Below are 16,730 nucleotides of genomic sequence, written 5' to 3' on the forward strand. Positions count from 1 at the left end.
TCTTTTTCCCCTCTCCTCTGAGGATCTTCCCATGCCCGAGGAAATTACATTCGGCGTCACTAACTTGAGTGGCGAGCTTAATACAAACCCCACCGCGCTGGATTTCAGCGAGACCGGCAACCCTGTGCTCTTCGTTGCCCAGCAGGATGGCACGATCTACCGCTACGAGATCGAGCGTCAGGCGGACGGATCGGATGCGGATACGACCTCTGATTTCGTGGTCACCTCTGCCATCGCGATCGATGTGATCGCCGACGACACGCAGAACTTCAACGACGACGGCACGACCAATTCCACCAGCAAAAGGCAGATGACCGGGCTGGTGGCGACCACCGATGAGGATGGCAATGACGTGCTCTACGTCACCTCCTCGGACTGGCGGATCGCGGTCGGTGAGGACAGCGGCCTAGACACCAACTCCAGTCAGATACACCGCATCGTGCTGGACGCCGACACCGGCGAGGTGCTGTCGAATGTCGCCATCGTGCGCGGGCTGCCCCGCTCGGAAGAGAACCACGCGGTCAACGGCCTTGATCTGTCGGTCGATCCCGACACCGGCGACACCTATCTTTGGGTGGCGATCGGCGGCAACACCAACAAGGGTGCGCCCGGCAACAACTTCGCGGGCACGGCAGATTTTGCCTACTCGGCCTCGGTCATCAAGATCAACCTGACCGACCTCGAGTCCTACGACATCCGCACCGATGCCAACGGCAATCTCTTCATCCTCGACCTGCCGACGCTGGATGATCCCTCGCGCGACAACGTCGATCTGAGCACGCTGAACATCGCGAACCTCGATCTCGACCCGAATTTCACGCTCGACGACAACGGCAGCATCAACGGTGTGCTGCAGCCCGACTGGGCTGGCGGCAACAACGGCCTGAACATGGCCAAGATCAGCGATTACGTTCTGGTCAGCGACGCGGGTCAACTGACGCTGGTGGACAACCCGCTGACGATCCACTCACCGGGGTTCCGCAACCCATACGACGTGCTGGTGACCGAAGACGGGCAGGTCTACACATGGGACAACGGCCCGAACGGCGGGTGGGGCGGCCAGCCGCTGTCCTATTCCGACGGCTCGGTGGTCAACGACTGGACCTCGGAGTTCGCCACCAACGAGTTCTCGGAACTCAGCAGCAGCGGGTTTGGGGATCAGCTGCACTATCTGGGTGAGATCACGGATGAATACGGCCCCTACGGCGGCCATGCCAACGTCATCCGCGCCGCCGCCGAAGCGCTGTCACTGGCCTTCAACAGCGATGGCACCTACGCGGGCGCAAGTTCCAGCGATCCGATTATCGCCTATGGCGAAGTGCTCTTTGCCAATGAGGCTGAGGCCCGTGATTTCCTGTCGCAACTGCTGATCATCTACCAGCAGCAGGGCGATGGAAACTGGGTGGACGTGACCGGCGACACCGGGCTTCCGGCGGATTTCTTCGACGTGGTCTCGGGCTACGACTGGGAGCATCCCGGCAGTTCGATCGCCGACGTTCTGGCGCATTTCGACGGCACCTCGGTCATGGACGGCACGGTCTATTCACCCGAGTCCCAGACGCTGGACGAAGATGAGGATGGCTCGCTTCTGGTGACGCCGGAATCCACCAACGGCATGGCGGAATACACCGCGACCTTCTTTGGCGGTCAGCTTGCGGGCACGATCATCGGCGCCAGCTTTGACGAGACGCTCTACTTCGTGCAGCCCGAGGACACCGACGGCGACGGCAGGGTGGATTCCGCCTCGATCGTCTATACGCTCACCGACTTCGGCTCGAACCCGCTGGCGGTGACGACGCTGGGCGACGAGGGACTTGGCACTTTCATCGACAATGACGGTGACGGCCTCGACGATTTCGCCGGGCTGATCGTCAGCGCGGTCTATGGCGCGAACAATATCGCGATCTTCGTGCCCGGTGGCGAGCCGCTGGATCCGAGCGATGATCTCGATCTCGATGGCGTCGACAACATTCTCGACAGCCATGTTGGCGATGCGACCGACGGCAAGGGCGTCGTTGTCGGCCCCAACAGCACCGCGAAATGGGATTTCGAGCTCAACAACCCCTCGTCCACGCCGCTTGGCGCGGTGCCGGACGGCGACAGCATCGCGGGCGGCATCGGCATCAACGCGGTCTGGCGCAACAACGTGCTGCCCGCCACCGACAACGGCGGTGATCCGACGCAGGGCCTGTTCAATGGCGGTGTGTTCAACGTCGGCGGTGCCTCGAGCTTCGTGTCGATCGACGAGGCCTATGCCGGCAGTGCAGAGGGCACGGCGGACAGCCAGCAGAACGTGCTGGGCATCGGCTTCATGTCCTCGGGTGCAAGCGCGCTGACGATCACCACAGAGATGGTCAACATCTTCACCTATTCGCTCAACACCGATGCGCCCGCCAAGACGTGGGACGGCGGCGAGAAGGTCGGCCTGATGGTTGGGCCGGGCGATCAGGACAATTTCGCCGAAGCCACCATCGCGGTGGTCGATGACGGCGGAACGATCAAATACGGCGTGCAGCTGCTGGTCGAAGAAAACGACAGCTATGTCACCAGCTTCGTCGAGATCGCCGGGATCGAAAGTCCCGAGATCCTCGGCGTCGGCGATCCCAATTTCCAAGTGGCGATCGACCTCGACATGAGCGCGGGCACCGCGACCGCGAAGGCGCGCTATGTCAACAACGGCGTCTATACCGACTGGGTCTCGACCGCCGCTCTGGTTCTGCCCTCGGCGGTGATCGAATCCGTCCTCGGGACCTACAACAACTTCGGCAGCACCACCGGCGCGGTTGTCGGCATGGTGGCCTCGACCGACGTCGGGGATGACAGCTTTGCCGCCTCGTGGGACTGGATCGAGGTGACCAATGCCTCGGACGGCGAGGTCGTGCACCGCTGGGTGGCGGGCAATGCCGATGTGGCGGCGACCGATGGCGGCATGGACTGGACCAGCGACACCTCGGTGATCGTGGCTGGCACCACGACGGTCTCGACCTTCAACATCACCGAGCTCGACACGTCGGTGCCCGGCACCACGCCGGTGGGCGTCTTCACCCAGGAACGCTGGGCGCGCAACACCGGCGAGGGCATGCAGTATGAGTTCGCCGTCGATCCGGGCACCTATGCCATCCGGCTCTATATGGGCGACGGCTACAGCGGCACCACGGAGATCGGCGACCGCGTGTTCGACGTTTCGATCGAGGGCGCGTTGTTCCTCGACGACTTCGACGTCGTGGCGGCCTTCGGCAATGCCGTCGGCGGCATGGTGCAATGGACCGGCACGATCGACGACGGGATCGCCGACATCGACTTTGCCCGTGTGATCGAGAACCCGCTGATCAACGCCATCGAGATCGTCGCCATCGACAGCGTCGCTGACGGGCCGGCGATTTCGGTCGCGGATGCTTCGGTGGCCGAAGGCGAGGGGTCGGTGACTGTGGCGATCTCGGCCAGCAACTACGTGCCGTCCGACAGTCAGGTGCTGGTGCAATTCGAGGTGCGTCCGCTCACCGCCACGGCGGCCAGCGACTACAGCGTTGCGAATGCGACCTTCAACGCCAGCACAGGCGTCTACACCGGCACGCGCGAGATTGCCGGGGGTTCGGCGGATGCCAGCGTGACCATCGACATTCTCGATGACGCGCTGGGGGAGGCTGCCGAAACCTTCGAAGTGGTGATCACCGCCGTGGCCGGGGCCAATGCGACCATCGGGGAGGATACGGCGATGGTGACGATCACGGACAACGACGGTGGCGCAACGAGCGGCGGCGCGGTGACGCTTGCGATCAACGAAAACTCCGACAACGTCCAGAAATCCAACTATGACAGTGGCTCCTTCGTGCTGACCAACGTCGGCGACAAGGTTGTCACCAAGGTCGAGATCGACGTCAGCAATGCGATCCTCACCGACGCGGTGTTCGATCCTTTCGGCGTTGCGGGCGACACGATCTCGAAGGTCCTGACCATCAACTCCGCTGGCGGCACCGGGGTGGATGCGCCCAACAATGACGAGAGCGACCCGAACAACGAAACCTATGTCGGGGCGGGGGGCACCGCCGGCTACGAAGGCATCGTGCTGACCTTCGACCAATCGTCCAGCGGCGGGTTCGAAAGCGGCGAGAGCGTGACCTTCTCGGTCGATATGGATCCCAACTCGGTGGCCGGGTCCAAGAAGTCGACGCTCGACGATGGCACCGATCCGGCGTGGGATGTCGGCGGGGTGTCGGGGGCAGAGCTTATCGGCTCCAGCTTCACTGTCACCTATGCCGATGGCACCACCAGCACCGGCTATCTGCAGGGCACCGACACGCAGGCTGGCTCCAAGGGGCTGTCGTCGCAATCCGCGCCGGGCACCACGGCCAGCATCTCGGTCAACGGTCTCAGCGAGGGCGGCGTCGGCACCTACTCTGAAGATGACTTCAGCGTCATCGTCAACGGCGCGGCAGGCAGCGTCCTGCGCGTGGTGCTGATGAAGGGCATGATCCAGCCCACCACCAACGCCTTTACCACCGGCACCACCTCCGAGCAGGCCTATGCGCCGACCCTCGATGCGCAGCTTGCCGCGCTGGCAGCGTCGGAGTTCCCGGCCAACAACGCGGTCGAAGTGCAGACGGTGGATGTGACCCTCACCGGCGGCGCGCAGGACATCACGGCGCTGTTCGATCTGTCGGGGGTCGCGGCCTATGACTTCACCGGCGAAGATCAACTGCCGCTCGGCATCGTCGCCTCGGTGATCGATCCGGGCAACGACGACCTGCCGCTCGGTCCGACGAGTGATGCGATCTACCTCACCTACGATGCAGACAGCAGTTCCGGCGGTGGCGGCAGCACGCCGACCGGCGATCCCTTCCGCATCGAGGCCGAGGATATGACGCTCGTGCAGGGCTTCGTGGCCAAGAGCAACTCCCATGCTTCGGGCGGCAGCTTCATCCAAGCGACCAGCTCCGGCACGCAGATCGCCAGCTACACCTTCGATCAGAGCGCGGGCAGCTTCGACATCACGCTTGGGTATTTCGATGAGTCCGACGGCCAGTCGGTGCTGAACGTGATCCTCAACGGCACGGTGATCGACAGCTTCGTTTGGGATGCGGATGCTGGCGATGCGACGGTGAACCAAACCTCCTTCGCTGAGCACACGATCTCTGGCATCGCGCTGGACGCGGGGGACGTGCTGCAACTCTCGGGCACCTCGAACGGCGGCGAGCCGCTGCGCATCGACTATGCGGAGTTCACCCCGGTCGAGGGGAGTGGTTCGGGCGGCGGTGACACCGATGGTGGAGATACCGGAGGCGGAGATACGGGCGGCGGTGGCACCGCGACGGGCGATCCGTTCCGTGTCGAGGCCGAAGATATCACGCTGGTGCAAGGCTTCGTGGCCAAGAGCAACAGCCATGCCTCGGGCGGCAGCTTCATCCAAGCCTCCAGCTCTGGCACGCAGATCGCCAGCTACACCTTTGATCAAAGCACCGGCACCTTCGACATCACGCTTGGGTATTTCGACGAGTCCGACGGCCAGTCGGTGCTCGATGTGATCCTCAACGGCACGGTGATCGACAGCTTCGTCTGGGATGCCGATGCCGGTGATGCAACGGTCAATCAGACGTCCTTTGCCGAGCACACGATCTCTGGCATCGCGCTGGACGCGGGCGATGTGCTGCAACTGTCGGGCACGTCGAACGGTGGCGAGCCGCTGCGGATCGACTTCATCGACTTCACGCCGCTTGATGGGGGATCGTCTTCGTCCGGGGGCGGCTCGACCACGACACCGCCCAGCGATCCGGTGCGTGTCGAGGCCGAGACTTTCTCGCTCGACGCAGGCTTTGTGATCAAGAGCAACAGCCACGCGTCGGGTGGCCAGATGATCCAGGCCAGTTCCTCGACCACGCAAAGCGCCAGCTTCGTGTTCGACGATGCCACCGGCAGCTACGATCTGACGCTCGGCCATTTCGACGAGTCCGACGGGCAGTCGAGCTTGGATATTCTCGTGAACGGGGTGCTGGTCGACAGCTTCATCTGGAATGCGGATGCCGGCGACGCGACGGTGAACAAGACGTCCTTCGCCGAACATCTGACCAGCAGCGTCGAACTGGAAGCGGGCGATGTGATCACCTTCAACGGCATCTCGGACGGCGCTGAGCCGCTCCGCATCGATTATCTGGAATACGCATATGTGGACGAGGTCATTGGTTGATATGAAGGATTTTAGCTCGGCCCGCCCCGGAAGTTTGCGGGGGTTGATGGTCATTCGTGGCAGCTTTTCGCACATCAACGCGCAGCTCGAACAAGCGCTGCGCCGGGTCCGGCCGGACATCGAGCTTGAGGTGTTCGACGCGGTCAAGGAGTTCAAGGAGGACATGCTCGGCCAGCTGCGCTGCCTTGTGGGGGTGCAGCGCGAATACGGTCTGTCGAGCTGGAGTTCGAAGGACATGCTGCGCTACCGGCTGTCGCGCTCGCAGGCCTATTACAAGGCGGTCAACGACATGATCCGCGACCGGTTCCACCCGATGGAGTTCGACTTCACCCTGCAGACCCAGTCGCTGTTCAACGCGGCGCTGCCGGGCATTCCCAACTTCGTTTATACCGATCATGTGGCGCGGGCAGGAATGTCCGCGCTGCAGGGCCAGTTCGGCGCACCAAGCGGCGGCTGGTTCGATTGCGAGCGGCAGATCTATACGCAGGCCGAGCATGTCTTCACCTTTGGGCCAAAGATCCGCCGTCTGCTGATCGAACACTACGGGATCGCGCCGGAGCAGGCGTCGGCCATTGGGGCGGGCGCTTCGGTTCTGCCCAAGCGCCCGGTCGAGCTGACCACCGAGCGTTTCGCCAAGCGCCGCATCCTGTTTGTCGGCGTCGACTGGGAGCGCAAGGGCGGCCCGGAACTGGTCGAGGCGTACAAGTTGCTGCGCAAGCGCCTGCCCGACGCCACGCTGACCATCATCGGCTGTCGCCCCGAGGTGGCTGGCGACGGCATCGAGGTGCTGGGCCGCCTGCCGCTCGAAGAGGTCTCCGAGCATTTCCACGACGCCTCGTGCTTTTGCATGCCGTCACGGCTCGAACCTTTTGGCGTGGTGTTTGTCGAGGCGATGCAATTCGGCCTGCCGGTGGTCTCTACCGACGTCGGCGACATCGGCTCGATCGTGGTTGAGGGCGAGACCGGCCATGTGGTGCCCAGCGGGGACGCGCAGGCGCTGTCAGAGGCGCTCTTCCAGACGCTGGCCATCCCCGAACGCTGCCAGCGTCTCGGCACGGCGGCAAAGGACCGCGCGACCCAGTTCACATGGGACGCCGTGGCCAGCCGCATCGCCGCGCATTTCCCCGGCGAGCCCTCGTTCCCGCGTGCAGAGTTGGAGGTGACTTGGTGAGCAAGCGTATTCTCTACGTGATCGACAGCCTGAAGATCGGCGGCGCCGAGATGCTGCTGCTGGGGCTGCTCGATGCGGTCCGGGCGCGGGGCGGCGAGGTGCATGTGGCCTATTTCAGCCAAGGTCCGCTCGAGGCGCGGGTGGCTGAGCGCGGCGTCGGGATGACCCGGCTGAGCCAGACAGGTCTGCGCGATCCGCGCGCGCTGGCACGCTGCATGCAGCTGATCCGCGAGTGGCAGCCGGACATCGTGCACACCCACCTGATCAAGAGCGATCTCATTGGGCAGATGGCCGCGCGGCTTTTGGGGGTGCCGCGGATCATCACCCTGCACAACACCGACCCGTGGCGCGAGAAGAAGGGCAAGAGCCTTGCCTACCGCACGGTCACCGCCGGGGCCGATGCCTGTATCGGCGTGTCCGAGCGCGTGTCGGAGCATGTGGCCCGTACCGGCGGTTTCCGCGCTGACCGTATCCAGACCATCGCCAACGGCATCGACCTCGATCATTTTGACCCCGCGCAGGTGCAGCCGCTCGATCTGTCGCCCTATGGCGTGCAGCCCGGAGCCCTGGTGATCGCCGTGGTCGGCAGCCTGACGCCGCAGAAGGATCACGAGAATTTCCTGCGCAGCGCCGCCATCCTTGCGCAGCGTCTGCCCGAGGCGGTGTTCCTTGTCGTGGGCGAGGGGCCGCTTGCCACGCAGATCGAGGCGCAGGCGCGCAGCCTTGGCTTGGGGCCAGAGCGGCTGATCCTGACCGGTGCGATCACCCAGATGCGCGAGCTGCTTGCGGCGCTTGACGTGCTGGTGATCTCTTCCGCTTGGGAGGGTCTGCCGATGATCCTGCTCGAAGGCATGGCGATGCAATGCGCCATCGCCTCTACGGCGGTTGGCGGCATTCCCGACGTGCTGCAGGACGGCAGCAGCGGGCGGCTTGTGCCGCCGCAGGACCCCGCGGCGCTGGCCGCGGCGGTGGAGGGGCTCTTGGCCGACCGCTCCGCCACAGAGGCTCTTGGCTCCGCCGCGCGCGGCACCGTGGCCGACCGCTTCAGCGCCGACGTTATGCGCGAGCGCATCTTCGCCCTTTACGACAGCAACCACCGGCCGCGTCGCAGCGCGCGCCGCCAGCCGGGGGCGCCCCGTCTGGACAGTTCCAACTGAGGAGTAGCGAGAATGGCATTTTTCCTCCGCCAATGGATCGCCGGCCTGACGTCGGCCCTTATTCTGGCAGCGGCCCTGATCTCGGCTGGCAGTCCCGCCGCGGCAGAGGCTGAAGACTACAAGGTGGACGTCGGCGACCGGCTGACCATCTCGGTCTATGGCAAACCAGAGCTTTCGGGCACATTTCAGGTGCGCGCCGACGGCAATGTCGCGCTGCATCTGCTTGGGCCGGTCACCGTGGCCGGGCTGACCATGCGCGAGATCGAAGAGCGGATCGAGACCGAGGCGCGCGAGCGTTTTTCGAGCCGCGAGTCGGTGCTGGTGGACATGCAGGAATACCGCGATGTCTTTGTTCTGGGGGCCGTAGATACGCCGGGCGCTTATGAATACCGCCCGGGCCTGACGGTGATGAAGGCGGTGGCCATGGCGGGCGGTTTCGAGCGCCTGCAGGAAGAGATGTCGAGCGACCGCGAGATCCAGAACGCCCGCAACACCGTGGCCGAGGCGAAGAGCCGTCTCAACTTTGCCCAGAGCGAGCGCGACGCGCTGGCGCGCGAACTGGCGCGGCTCGACGGCGGCGACGCGCCCGCAGGCGTGGGCGAGGGCAGCTCGCTCGATCAGGAGCAAGAGCATCTGGTGGGGCTGCGCCGCTCGCTGCTGGAGGACCTCAAGCAAGGTGCCACGCTGAAAAGCTCGCTTGCCGACGAAGAGGCGGGGATGCTGGACCAGCGCCGCGCGTTGATCCTCGAACGGCTCGAAGCCACGCAGGAGCAGCTTGAGGGCATGCAGGAACTCGAATCCCGTGGCCTTGCGCGCAAGGAGCAGACGCTGGGTCTGAAGATCGACCTCAGCGAGTATAACGCCGACCTGCTGGAGATCGCCGCCTTCGTCTCGCGCGCCAAGCAGACCCGCGCCAATGCCGAGAGCGACATTCAGGAGGCGCAGACCGAATACCGGCTGAAGCTGCTGCAAGACAAGCTGGAGGCCGATCAGCGCGTGGCTCTGGAGCAGACCGATCTGGAGATGGCACTGGATTACCTGCGCCGCGCCAGCCCGGCGGCGGCAGCCGATCTCGGCACTGCGGTCGAGACCGTCTACGAGGTCTTCCGCGGCGGGTCCGACACGGCCGAGCGGGTCAGCCCGACCGCCACGCTGGCGCCCGAAGACGTGCTGATGATCAGCTTCGAGCCGGTGCTCAACAACGGCTGACGCGGGCGTGGGAAAGGCCGGACCGGCGTGGCTCAGGCCGCGCCGGTTTGCTGCTCCGCTTCCGCCTCGGCGACGGCGAGTTCGGCCATCTTCATCACCGCCTCACGGCTGCTTGCCACGGCGATGAAACGCCCGTTATGGCAGAATTTGGCGCCCGGCACGCCGCTGGCCTCTTCCAGCGCCGCGTCGGTCAGCCCGGCCCATGCGGCGGGCAGATCGGCGCGCTGTTCGAAACCGTCGGAGTTCTTGCGGATACCGCCGAGCGTCCAGTCCTCGCCGCGCGGGGTGACGACGAAGAGCAGGTGATCGGCCCCGGCCGCGTCCACCGCCGACCGGAACGGCATGCCCTGCGGCAGTTCCAGCACGCGGCTCTCGCCCGCCGCCTCGATGGCGGCCATCACCTGCGCCTCGGCGCGGCGCTTGGCGGCCTTGCGGCGGATCTGCGCCTCGACAAGCGCGCGGGCGATCTGCAGCGCATCGGCAAAGGCCATGTCATCGGCTTCGGGGGCGGTGTCGTCGAACACCGGCTTGAGGCTTTCCAGCAGCACCGGCAGCGTCAGCCCGGTCAGCATCGGCCCGGCCTCGGAGGGGCTGAGCGCGCCATTGTCCATCAGATCGACGGGCAGCACGAAACCGCGGTCAAAGCTGCCGTGGATGCTGTCGATCTGCTCTTCGGGCACGTCCAGCGCGCGCAGGTAGTCGGCGCCGAAATGCTTCCAGATCAGGCCGAACGAGCTGTAGGGCTGCTCGTCTTCGCGCAGGGGCGCGTCCTTCTGGTGGTGATCGAAGATGCGCTGCTCGGCGTCATAGTCGCGGCCCACGTCATAGATCACCTTGCCCTCGCCGGGGGTGATCCACGCGGCATCGCGGGTGCGGACGATCTCGGCCTGCGGGTGCAGCCGGGTCAGAATGACCGAAGACAGCAGCTCGTCGGCGTGAAAACCGCCGGAATGGGTGACAAGGTGAGTGATCTGCATCGTCGGGCCTCTGGGTTGTGTGCCGCCCCCATAACCCGGGCGGGCCGCGCTGCCAAGGCGGCGCGCCGAGAGATCAGCCCGCTGCCAGTTTCACCCGGATCGCCTGCGCCAGCACCGCCGCCGTCTCCTGCGCAAAGCCATGCGCCTCGGCGCGCACGTCCTCTGCCTCGGCCAGCGTCCCTGCGTGTCCTTGCCAAGCCTCGCAGCGCAGCGCCAGATCGGCATCCTCGCCACCAAGCCGCATCAGCAGCGCCGCGAATTGCTCGATCGCCGCGCCGCCGTCCAGCTTCAGCCCGCGCGTGGCCAGCGTCAGCGCGTGGATGCCCGTGGCGCCCTCGTAGATCGAGGTGATCCGCGCGTCGCGCCAGACCTGCGCCACGCCATACTCCTCGAGATAGCCATAGCCGCCAAGGATCTGGATCCCCAGATCGGCAGAGCGGATGCCCGCCTCGGTGCCGTAGATCTTGCACAGCGGGGTGAGGAATTCGATCAGCGCGGGGGCCTCGCGCTTTTCTAGCTCCGCCAGCGCGATATGGCACATGGCACGGGCGGTGCGGGCCAGATCAAGTTGCTCGGACAGCATGCGCGCCACGTCGGGATGATCGCTAAGCAAGGCAGGGCTGCCATCGGGCCGGCGCCCCTGTTTGCGTTCGGCGGCATAGGCGGCGGCGATGGCGTGGGCGCGGGTGGCATGGGCAACGCCCTGCAGCGCCACGTCGAGCCGTGCGTGGTTCATCATGGTGAACATAGCCGCCAGCCCGCGCCCTTCGGCACCGATCAGCTCGGCCTTGGCGCCGTCGAACTCCATCTGGCAGGTCGGCGAGGCGTGCAGGCCCAGCTTTTCCTCGATGCGGGTGACGGTGATCGCATTGCGAACGCCGTCGGTTTCGGAGGGGCAGAGGAACAGCGACAGCCCTTTCACCCCATCCTCGGGCGCACCGGTGCGCGCCAGAACCAGATGCAGGATGCCCTGCGACATGTCCTGATCGCCGCCGGAGATAAAGATCTTCTGCCCTTCGATCCGCCAGCCCTCGTCACCCCGCACCGCCTTGCAGCGGATGCGCGAGAGGTCCGATCCGGCCCCGGCCTCGGTCAGGCACATGGTCGAGAGCCACTCTCCCGAGGTGAGCCGCGGGATATAGCCCGCCTGCTGCTCGGGCGTGCCATGCGCCAGCAGCGTCGAGATCGCGCCGGGCACCAGCCCCGTCACCATCTGCAGTGAATGGTTGGCGCCCGAGAAGATCTCGGACACCGCGGCGGCGGTCAGATGGTCGAGCGCCTGACCGCCGAACTCTTCGGGCGCGGTGAGCCCCTGCCAGCCGCTTTCCGCCAGTTCCGCATAGGCGGCACCGAAGCCCTCGGGCATCCGCACGCGGCCATTCTCCAGCGCGCAGCCCTGCCGGTCGCCCGGTTCATTGAGCGGTGCCAGAACGCCCTCGGCGAAGGCGGCGAAATGCTGGGTGATCTCCTGCGACAGTTCGGCATCCCAGCCGGGGGCGTCCCCGGCAAAGCGGCGCAGACTGTCAAAGATCTCGTCGGTGGGGGCTTGGAAGGGGATCATTCGGGCCTCACTCGCAGCTGAAACTGTCGGCGGATTTGGCGTCACCACCCTGATAGCGCGCCACTTGCGGCGCCGGGCAGAGCGGGCGGCTGGCGCCTTGCAGCGCGTCCGGCAGTTCGGCGTTGTCGGCCCGCGCGCTGGCGGTCACGGCGCCGGGTGCCTCGCCATCCTCGACCCAGGCCACCAGGGGCGTCAGCAGATCGAAGGCATCGGTGGCCGGGCCGCCCGCGCAATGGTTCATGCCGGGCACCGGGTAGAAGCGGGCGAAAGCCTCGGCGTCATCTCCGTTGTTGGCATCCAGCGCGGCATACCAGCGGGAGGTGTCATTGACCGAGAACACCGGGTCCGCAACGCCATGGGTGACGATGATCTTGCCGCCCGCATCGCGGAAGGCCGCCAGTTCGGGGTTATCGGCACCCGGCGGGCTCATTACCTCCATCGCGGACTCGGGGAAGGCCTCGGAGGTGGCGTCGATCGCGCCCGCCTGCGCGGCAATGTCGAACTGCATCAAGAAGTCGGTCAGCGCCTGCGGGGCGCCCTCGACCTCGGTGGGCGGCACGGTGAAGACCTGCGCCAGAGAGGCCGCGCCCATCACCGCGATGATCGGCATCTGCTCCCATGGCGGCACGGTGCTTTCGACCTTCCAAAAGCGCCAGTTGCCGCCCTCGATGCCCGCATCCCAGCTCCAGTCGGAGTAAAGCTGCTCGCCGCCCGAACCCTCCGGCCCGGCGTGGATGATCTGCAGAGCAGAGACCTGCGCCTCCGACAGACAGCCGGAGTTCTGCCCCTCGGTGCACTGCAGCGCGGTCACGTCGAAGGCGGACTGACAGGCGGCGGTGTCCATCACCAGACCATCCTCGAGCCCGTCGAGCGCATCGCAGCTGGCGCGGATGCCTTGCGCGACCAGAGCAAGATCGTCCTTCGAGAAGGCGCTGCGCAGATCGCCGGTGATCGGGGTCATGGCCTGCACGTCCAGCGCGTGCTGGACCGCGGCGCGGGGCAGGTTGAACCCCGGCGCGGCGACCAGCAGCCCGTCAAAGGCCTCGGGCATACGCGCGGCGGCAACCATCGCGTGCCGCCCGCCGTTCGAGCAGCCGATGCCATAGGCGTGGTTTACCGGCGTTTCATAGTAGGCCTCGACCATCTGCCGGGCCAGCGGCTGGAGGATCTCCACCGCCTTGTAGCCGTACATCTGCCGCGCCTCGAAATCGGAGCCGAAGGCCGCGCCGCCCGCCAGCCCCATATCGGGGTTGGCCTTGCCGTCGTGGCCCGCATCGCTGGAGACCACCGCAAAGCCCTGCGCCAGCGGAGAGGTTTCGCCGGTGCCGGACTTCAGCGCGCCGGTGGCGGGCTTCACCTCGCCATCGTTGCCGCCGTTGAACTGATGCACGAAATCGCCGTTCCACTCGTTGGGCAGCGAAAGCTCGAAGTTCAGCGCATAGTCCTTGCCGTCGCTGCCCACGCGCTCGGCGGTGCGCGCGCGGATGCGGCATTGCGCGGCGGGGCTGTCCTCGCCCGCGGGGACGGCGGAAACCTCGGTAAAGGTGACCCCCGTAAGGCCGAGCGCCTCGGGCGTCAGCCCCTCGCAGTCGAGGGCGAGGGAAGGGGCGGCGATGCAGATGAGGGCCGTGCTGGCCAGAAGCGATTTCATGAGTGTCCTCCCGTGTCTTTGAGACCCGCGCGCCTCCTCCGCGCGCGGGCAGGTCGTTCAGGCGGCGATGCCCAGCAGGCGCATGGCGTTTTCCTTGAGGATCAGCGGGCGCACCTCATCCTTGAATTCAGCCTTGTCGAAGGCGTTGAGCCATTTCTCGGGCGCGATCATCGGCCAGTCGGATCCGAAGAGCATCTTCTTCTTCAGGATGGAGTTGGCGTATTGCACGAGGATCTTGGGGAAATACTTCGGCGACCAGCCCGAGAGGTCGATGTAGACGTTGGGCTTGTGCTGCGCGACCGAGAGCGCCTCTTCCTGCCAAGGAAAGGAGGGATGCGCGAGGATGATCGGCATGTCCGGGAAATCCACCGCCAGATCGTCCATATACATCGGGTTCGAATACTTCAGCCGCATGCCGTTGCCGCCGCGCATGCCCGAGCCGACGCCGGTCTGCCCGGTGTGAAAGAGCGCCGGAACCCCGGCCTCGGCAATCGCCTCGTAAAGCGGATAGGCCATGCGGTCGTTGGGGTAAAAGCCCTGCATCGTGGGGTGAAACTTGAAGCCCTTGATGCCGTGGTTCTGCACCAGATCGCGGGCCTCGCGCGCGCCCAGCTTGCCCTTCGCCGGGTCGATCGAGGCGAAGGGGATCAGGATGTCGCTATTCTTGGCGCAGGCGTCGGCGACCTCGTAGTTGTCGTAGCGCCGGTAGCCGGTCTCGCGCTCGCTATCGACGGGGAAGATCACCGCCGCGATGTTCATCTCGCGATAATGCGCGGCGGTCTGGTCGATGGTCGGCGGATGCGCCCAGGGCGCGCCGAAGTATTTGGCCATGGTCGATTGCAGCTCGTCATAGCCATCATCGGTGTGGCAGCCGCAGGCTTCCTCGGCGTGGGTGTGGAAATCGATCGCGCGGATCTTTGCGAAGTCGATCATGGGGATGCCTCCTCAGACGCGGATCAGCGCCGGGTCTTCGTTGTCGTAGAGCCGCTCCAGCAGGTCGGCGCGGCGGGTCAGGATCTTCTTGATGTTGAGCGAGCCCTTGTCGGTGATCTCGTGGTGCTCCAGCGAGGGCGGCTCGGCCAGAACCAGCGCGCGGGTGATGCGTTTGGCAGAGCCGGTGACATGGGCGTTCATCTCGCGCAGGCGCAGCTCGATCTTGGTCATCAGCTCGGCGTCGGTGATCGCGCCCTGGGTCTCCTCGCCCGGCTTGGTGGCACCGGGCACGGGGAAGATGAACAGCCCCACCTCGCCGCGATCATGGCCGCAGATCACCACGTCCTGCGCCAGCCCGGCGAGCTCCTTCAGCGCGGACATGCGCAGGTTGCCCGCCTGCACCCAAGTGCCGGTGTCGAGCTTGAAGTCCTCGGACACGCGCCCGTCGAAGATCAGCCCGCGGTTGGCATCCTCGGCATCGACAAAGCGCACCGCGTCGCCGGTGATAAAGAAACCCTCCTCGTCGAAGGCCTCGGCGGTCTTCGCGGGGTCGTTGAAATAGCCCTGCATCACGTTGGGGCCCTTCACGCGGATCTCGCAACGCATGTCCTCGTCGGGGATTAGCTTCACCTCGACGCCCGGAAGCGGCACGCCGATCACCCCCGAGCGGCCGATGGGCTCGTGCACCATCAGGCAGGCGGGGGCGGTTTCGGTGAGGCCCCAGCTCGAGATCATCATCGGCAGCCCGCCGCGCGCATGGATGCAGAACTGCTCAAGCGCCTCCCAGACGTCCTGCGGCAGCGAGGCCCCGGCGTAGAACAGCAGTTGCTGATCCTTGAAGAGATGCTCTTGCAGCGCTGGGTCGTCCTTGATCGCATCCACCAGCATGTTCCAGCCCACGGGCACGTTGAAGGCCAGCGTGCCGGGGCGGTCCGTGCGGTTCTTGAGGGTGGTGGCAAAGCCCTTGCCGGTGGGCTTGCCGCTGTCGATGGTCAGCGTGCCGCCATGCGCGAGCATCATGTTCACGTTGTGCGAGCCGCCGAAGACATGGTTCCACGGCAGCCAGTCGGTGATGCGCGGCGCATGGTCCATCAGGAAGGGCAGGGCGACCTGCATCTGCACCTGATTGACGCACATCATGCGGTGCGTGGTCAGCACGCCCTTGGGGTCGGAACTGGAGCCGGACGTGAAGAGGATCTTGGCCAGCGTCTCCGGCCCGACCTTGGCGTGCACGGCATCAAGCTCCGGGCTTTCCTCGGTGTGGATCAGCTCCGACAGAGGGGTGACCGGGCGGCCCGCTTCGCCGCGCGCGGCGACCACCTCGACCTCTGCCAGCTGCGGCAGGGCAAGGGCAGAGGCATAGCGCGTGGCGTCATCGACGAAGGCGCACTTGGGGGTCACCTTATCGAGCACGTAGATCAGGCGGCCATGCGCCTCGGGGATCAGCGAGTATTGCTCGGCCAGAGGCACCACCGGCACGCCGATGTATTGCGCGGCCAGCGAGACCAGCAGGTGATCGAGCCCGTTGCCCGAGAGCATGGCGATCGTGTCACCTTCCCCCAGTCCGCGCGCGAGCAGCGCCGAGGCAATGGCGCGGACCTGCTGCAGCAGCTCTTGATAAGTGACATTGCGCCAGCCGGGCCCCTCGGTGGGACGTTCCGAGACGGCGACGCGATAGGGGGCTTTGACGGCCCATTCGTGCAGCCACGCGCCGGTGTTGGGCACCGGCTCGGGCAGGTCATAGCCCGAGCGCAGCAGGATGGTGCCATCCGTGCGGTCTTCGCGGACAACCTTATGCGGCACGAAGCGGGTCAGCGTGTGGCGGCGAGCCCAGTCGGCGCGGGCCTCAAGGCCCGCCGGGGCGCGTTCGATGACTGTCATGTCCATTCC

At 65.7% G+C, this 16,730-nt stretch carries 9 protein-coding genes; 4 read left to right on the top strand and 5 right to left on the bottom strand.

From position 1 onward, the window contains the following. Window positions 1-31 precede the first annotated feature (31 nt). From AYJ57_RS10015 to AYJ57_RS10030, 4 genes are read left to right on the top strand one after another with little or no spacing between them, the layout of a single operon-like run. Window positions 32-6,181: a malectin domain-containing carbohydrate-binding protein gene (locus tag AYJ57_RS10015; RefSeq protein WP_083191205.1), complete on the top strand. Its 6,150-nt coding sequence runs from the start codon at window positions 32-34 to the stop codon at window positions 6,179-6,181. Between the two features lie 46 nt (window positions 6,182-6,227). Next, window positions 6,228-7,352: a glycosyltransferase family 4 protein gene (locus tag AYJ57_RS10020; protein ID WP_237220213.1), complete on the top strand. Its 1,125-nt coding sequence runs from the start codon at window positions 6,228-6,230 to the stop codon at window positions 7,350-7,352. After that, window positions 7,349-8,509: a glycosyltransferase gene (locus AYJ57_RS10025; protein WP_193789481.1), complete on the top strand. Its 1,161-nt coding sequence runs from the start codon at window positions 7,349-7,351 to the stop codon at window positions 8,507-8,509. The genes AYJ57_RS10020 and AYJ57_RS10025 overlap by 4 nt, the downstream gene beginning before the upstream one ends. A 12-nt stretch (window positions 8,510-8,521) precedes the next feature. Then, window positions 8,522-9,718, top strand: a complete 1,197-nt coding sequence (locus AYJ57_RS10030; protein WP_066104446.1) for a polysaccharide biosynthesis/export family protein — start codon at window positions 8,522-8,524, stop codon at window positions 9,716-9,718. Between the two features lie 32 nt (window positions 9,719-9,750). Here the strand turns inward: AYJ57_RS10030 and AYJ57_RS10035 are convergent, their stop codons facing one another. From AYJ57_RS10035 to AYJ57_RS10055, 5 genes are all read right to left on the bottom strand, one after another. Then, the gene (locus AYJ57_RS10035; RefSeq protein WP_066104450.1) at window positions 9,751-10,695 is read right to left on the bottom strand and encodes an MYG1 family protein; all 945 of its coding nucleotides are present in this window, start codon (window positions 10,693-10,695) and stop codon (window positions 9,751-9,753) included. A gap of 73 nt (window positions 10,696-10,768) precedes the next feature. Continuing rightward, the gene (locus AYJ57_RS10040) at window positions 10,769-12,256 is read right to left on the bottom strand and encodes an acyl-CoA dehydrogenase family protein (protein WP_066104452.1); all 1,488 of its coding nucleotides are present in this window, start codon (window positions 12,254-12,256) and stop codon (window positions 10,769-10,771) included. A gap of 7 nt (window positions 12,257-12,263) precedes the next feature. Further along, window positions 12,264-13,907, bottom strand: coding sequence for a tannase/feruloyl esterase family alpha/beta hydrolase (locus AYJ57_RS10045; RefSeq protein ID WP_066104456.1), 1,644 nt, complete (start codon window positions 13,905-13,907; stop codon window positions 12,264-12,266). 57 nt (window positions 13,908-13,964) lie between these two features. Then, complete coding sequence (locus tag AYJ57_RS10050; protein ID WP_066104459.1) at window positions 13,965-14,840, bottom strand: amidohydrolase family protein; 876 nt, start codon at window positions 14,838-14,840, stop codon at window positions 13,965-13,967. A gap of 12 nt (window positions 14,841-14,852) precedes the next feature. Then, window positions 14,853-16,727, bottom strand: coding sequence for a feruloyl-CoA synthase (locus tag AYJ57_RS10055; RefSeq protein WP_066104462.1), 1,875 nt, complete (start codon window positions 16,725-16,727; stop codon window positions 14,853-14,855). Window positions 16,728-16,730: the final 3 nt, after the last annotated feature.

It is taken from the genome of Salipiger sp. CCB-MM3, assembly GCF_001687105.1.
In the GTDB taxonomy this organism is placed as follows: domain Bacteria; phylum Pseudomonadota; class Alphaproteobacteria; order Rhodobacterales; family Rhodobacteraceae; genus Salipiger.

Coding starts and splice junctions, on each gene's coding strand:
- AYJ57_RS10015 (WP_083191205.1), top strand. CDS start 32: ATGCCCGAGGAAATTACATTCGGCGTCACTAACTTGAGTGGCGAGCTT.
- AYJ57_RS10020 (WP_237220213.1), top strand. CDS start 6,228: ATGGTCATTCGTGGCAGCTTTTCGCACATCAACGCGCAGCTCGAACAA.
- AYJ57_RS10030 (WP_066104446.1), top strand. CDS start 8,522: ATGGCATTTTTCCTCCGCCAATGGATCGCCGGCCTGACGTCGGCCCTT.
- AYJ57_RS10035 (WP_066104450.1), bottom strand. CDS start 10,695: ATGCAGATCACTCACCTTGTCACCCATTCCGGCGGTTTTCACGCCGAC.
- AYJ57_RS10040 (WP_066104452.1), bottom strand. CDS start 12,256: ATGATCCCCTTCCAAGCCCCCACCGACGAGATCTTTGACAGTCTGCGC.
- AYJ57_RS10045 (WP_066104456.1), bottom strand. CDS start 13,907: ATGAAATCGCTTCTGGCCAGCACGGCCCTCATCTGCATCGCCGCCCCT.
- AYJ57_RS10050 (WP_066104459.1), bottom strand. CDS start 14,840: ATGATCGACTTCGCAAAGATCCGCGCGATCGATTTCCACACCCACGCC.
- AYJ57_RS10055 (WP_066104462.1), bottom strand. CDS start 16,727: ATGGACATGACAGTCATCGAACGCGCCCCGGCGGGCCTTGAGGCCCGC.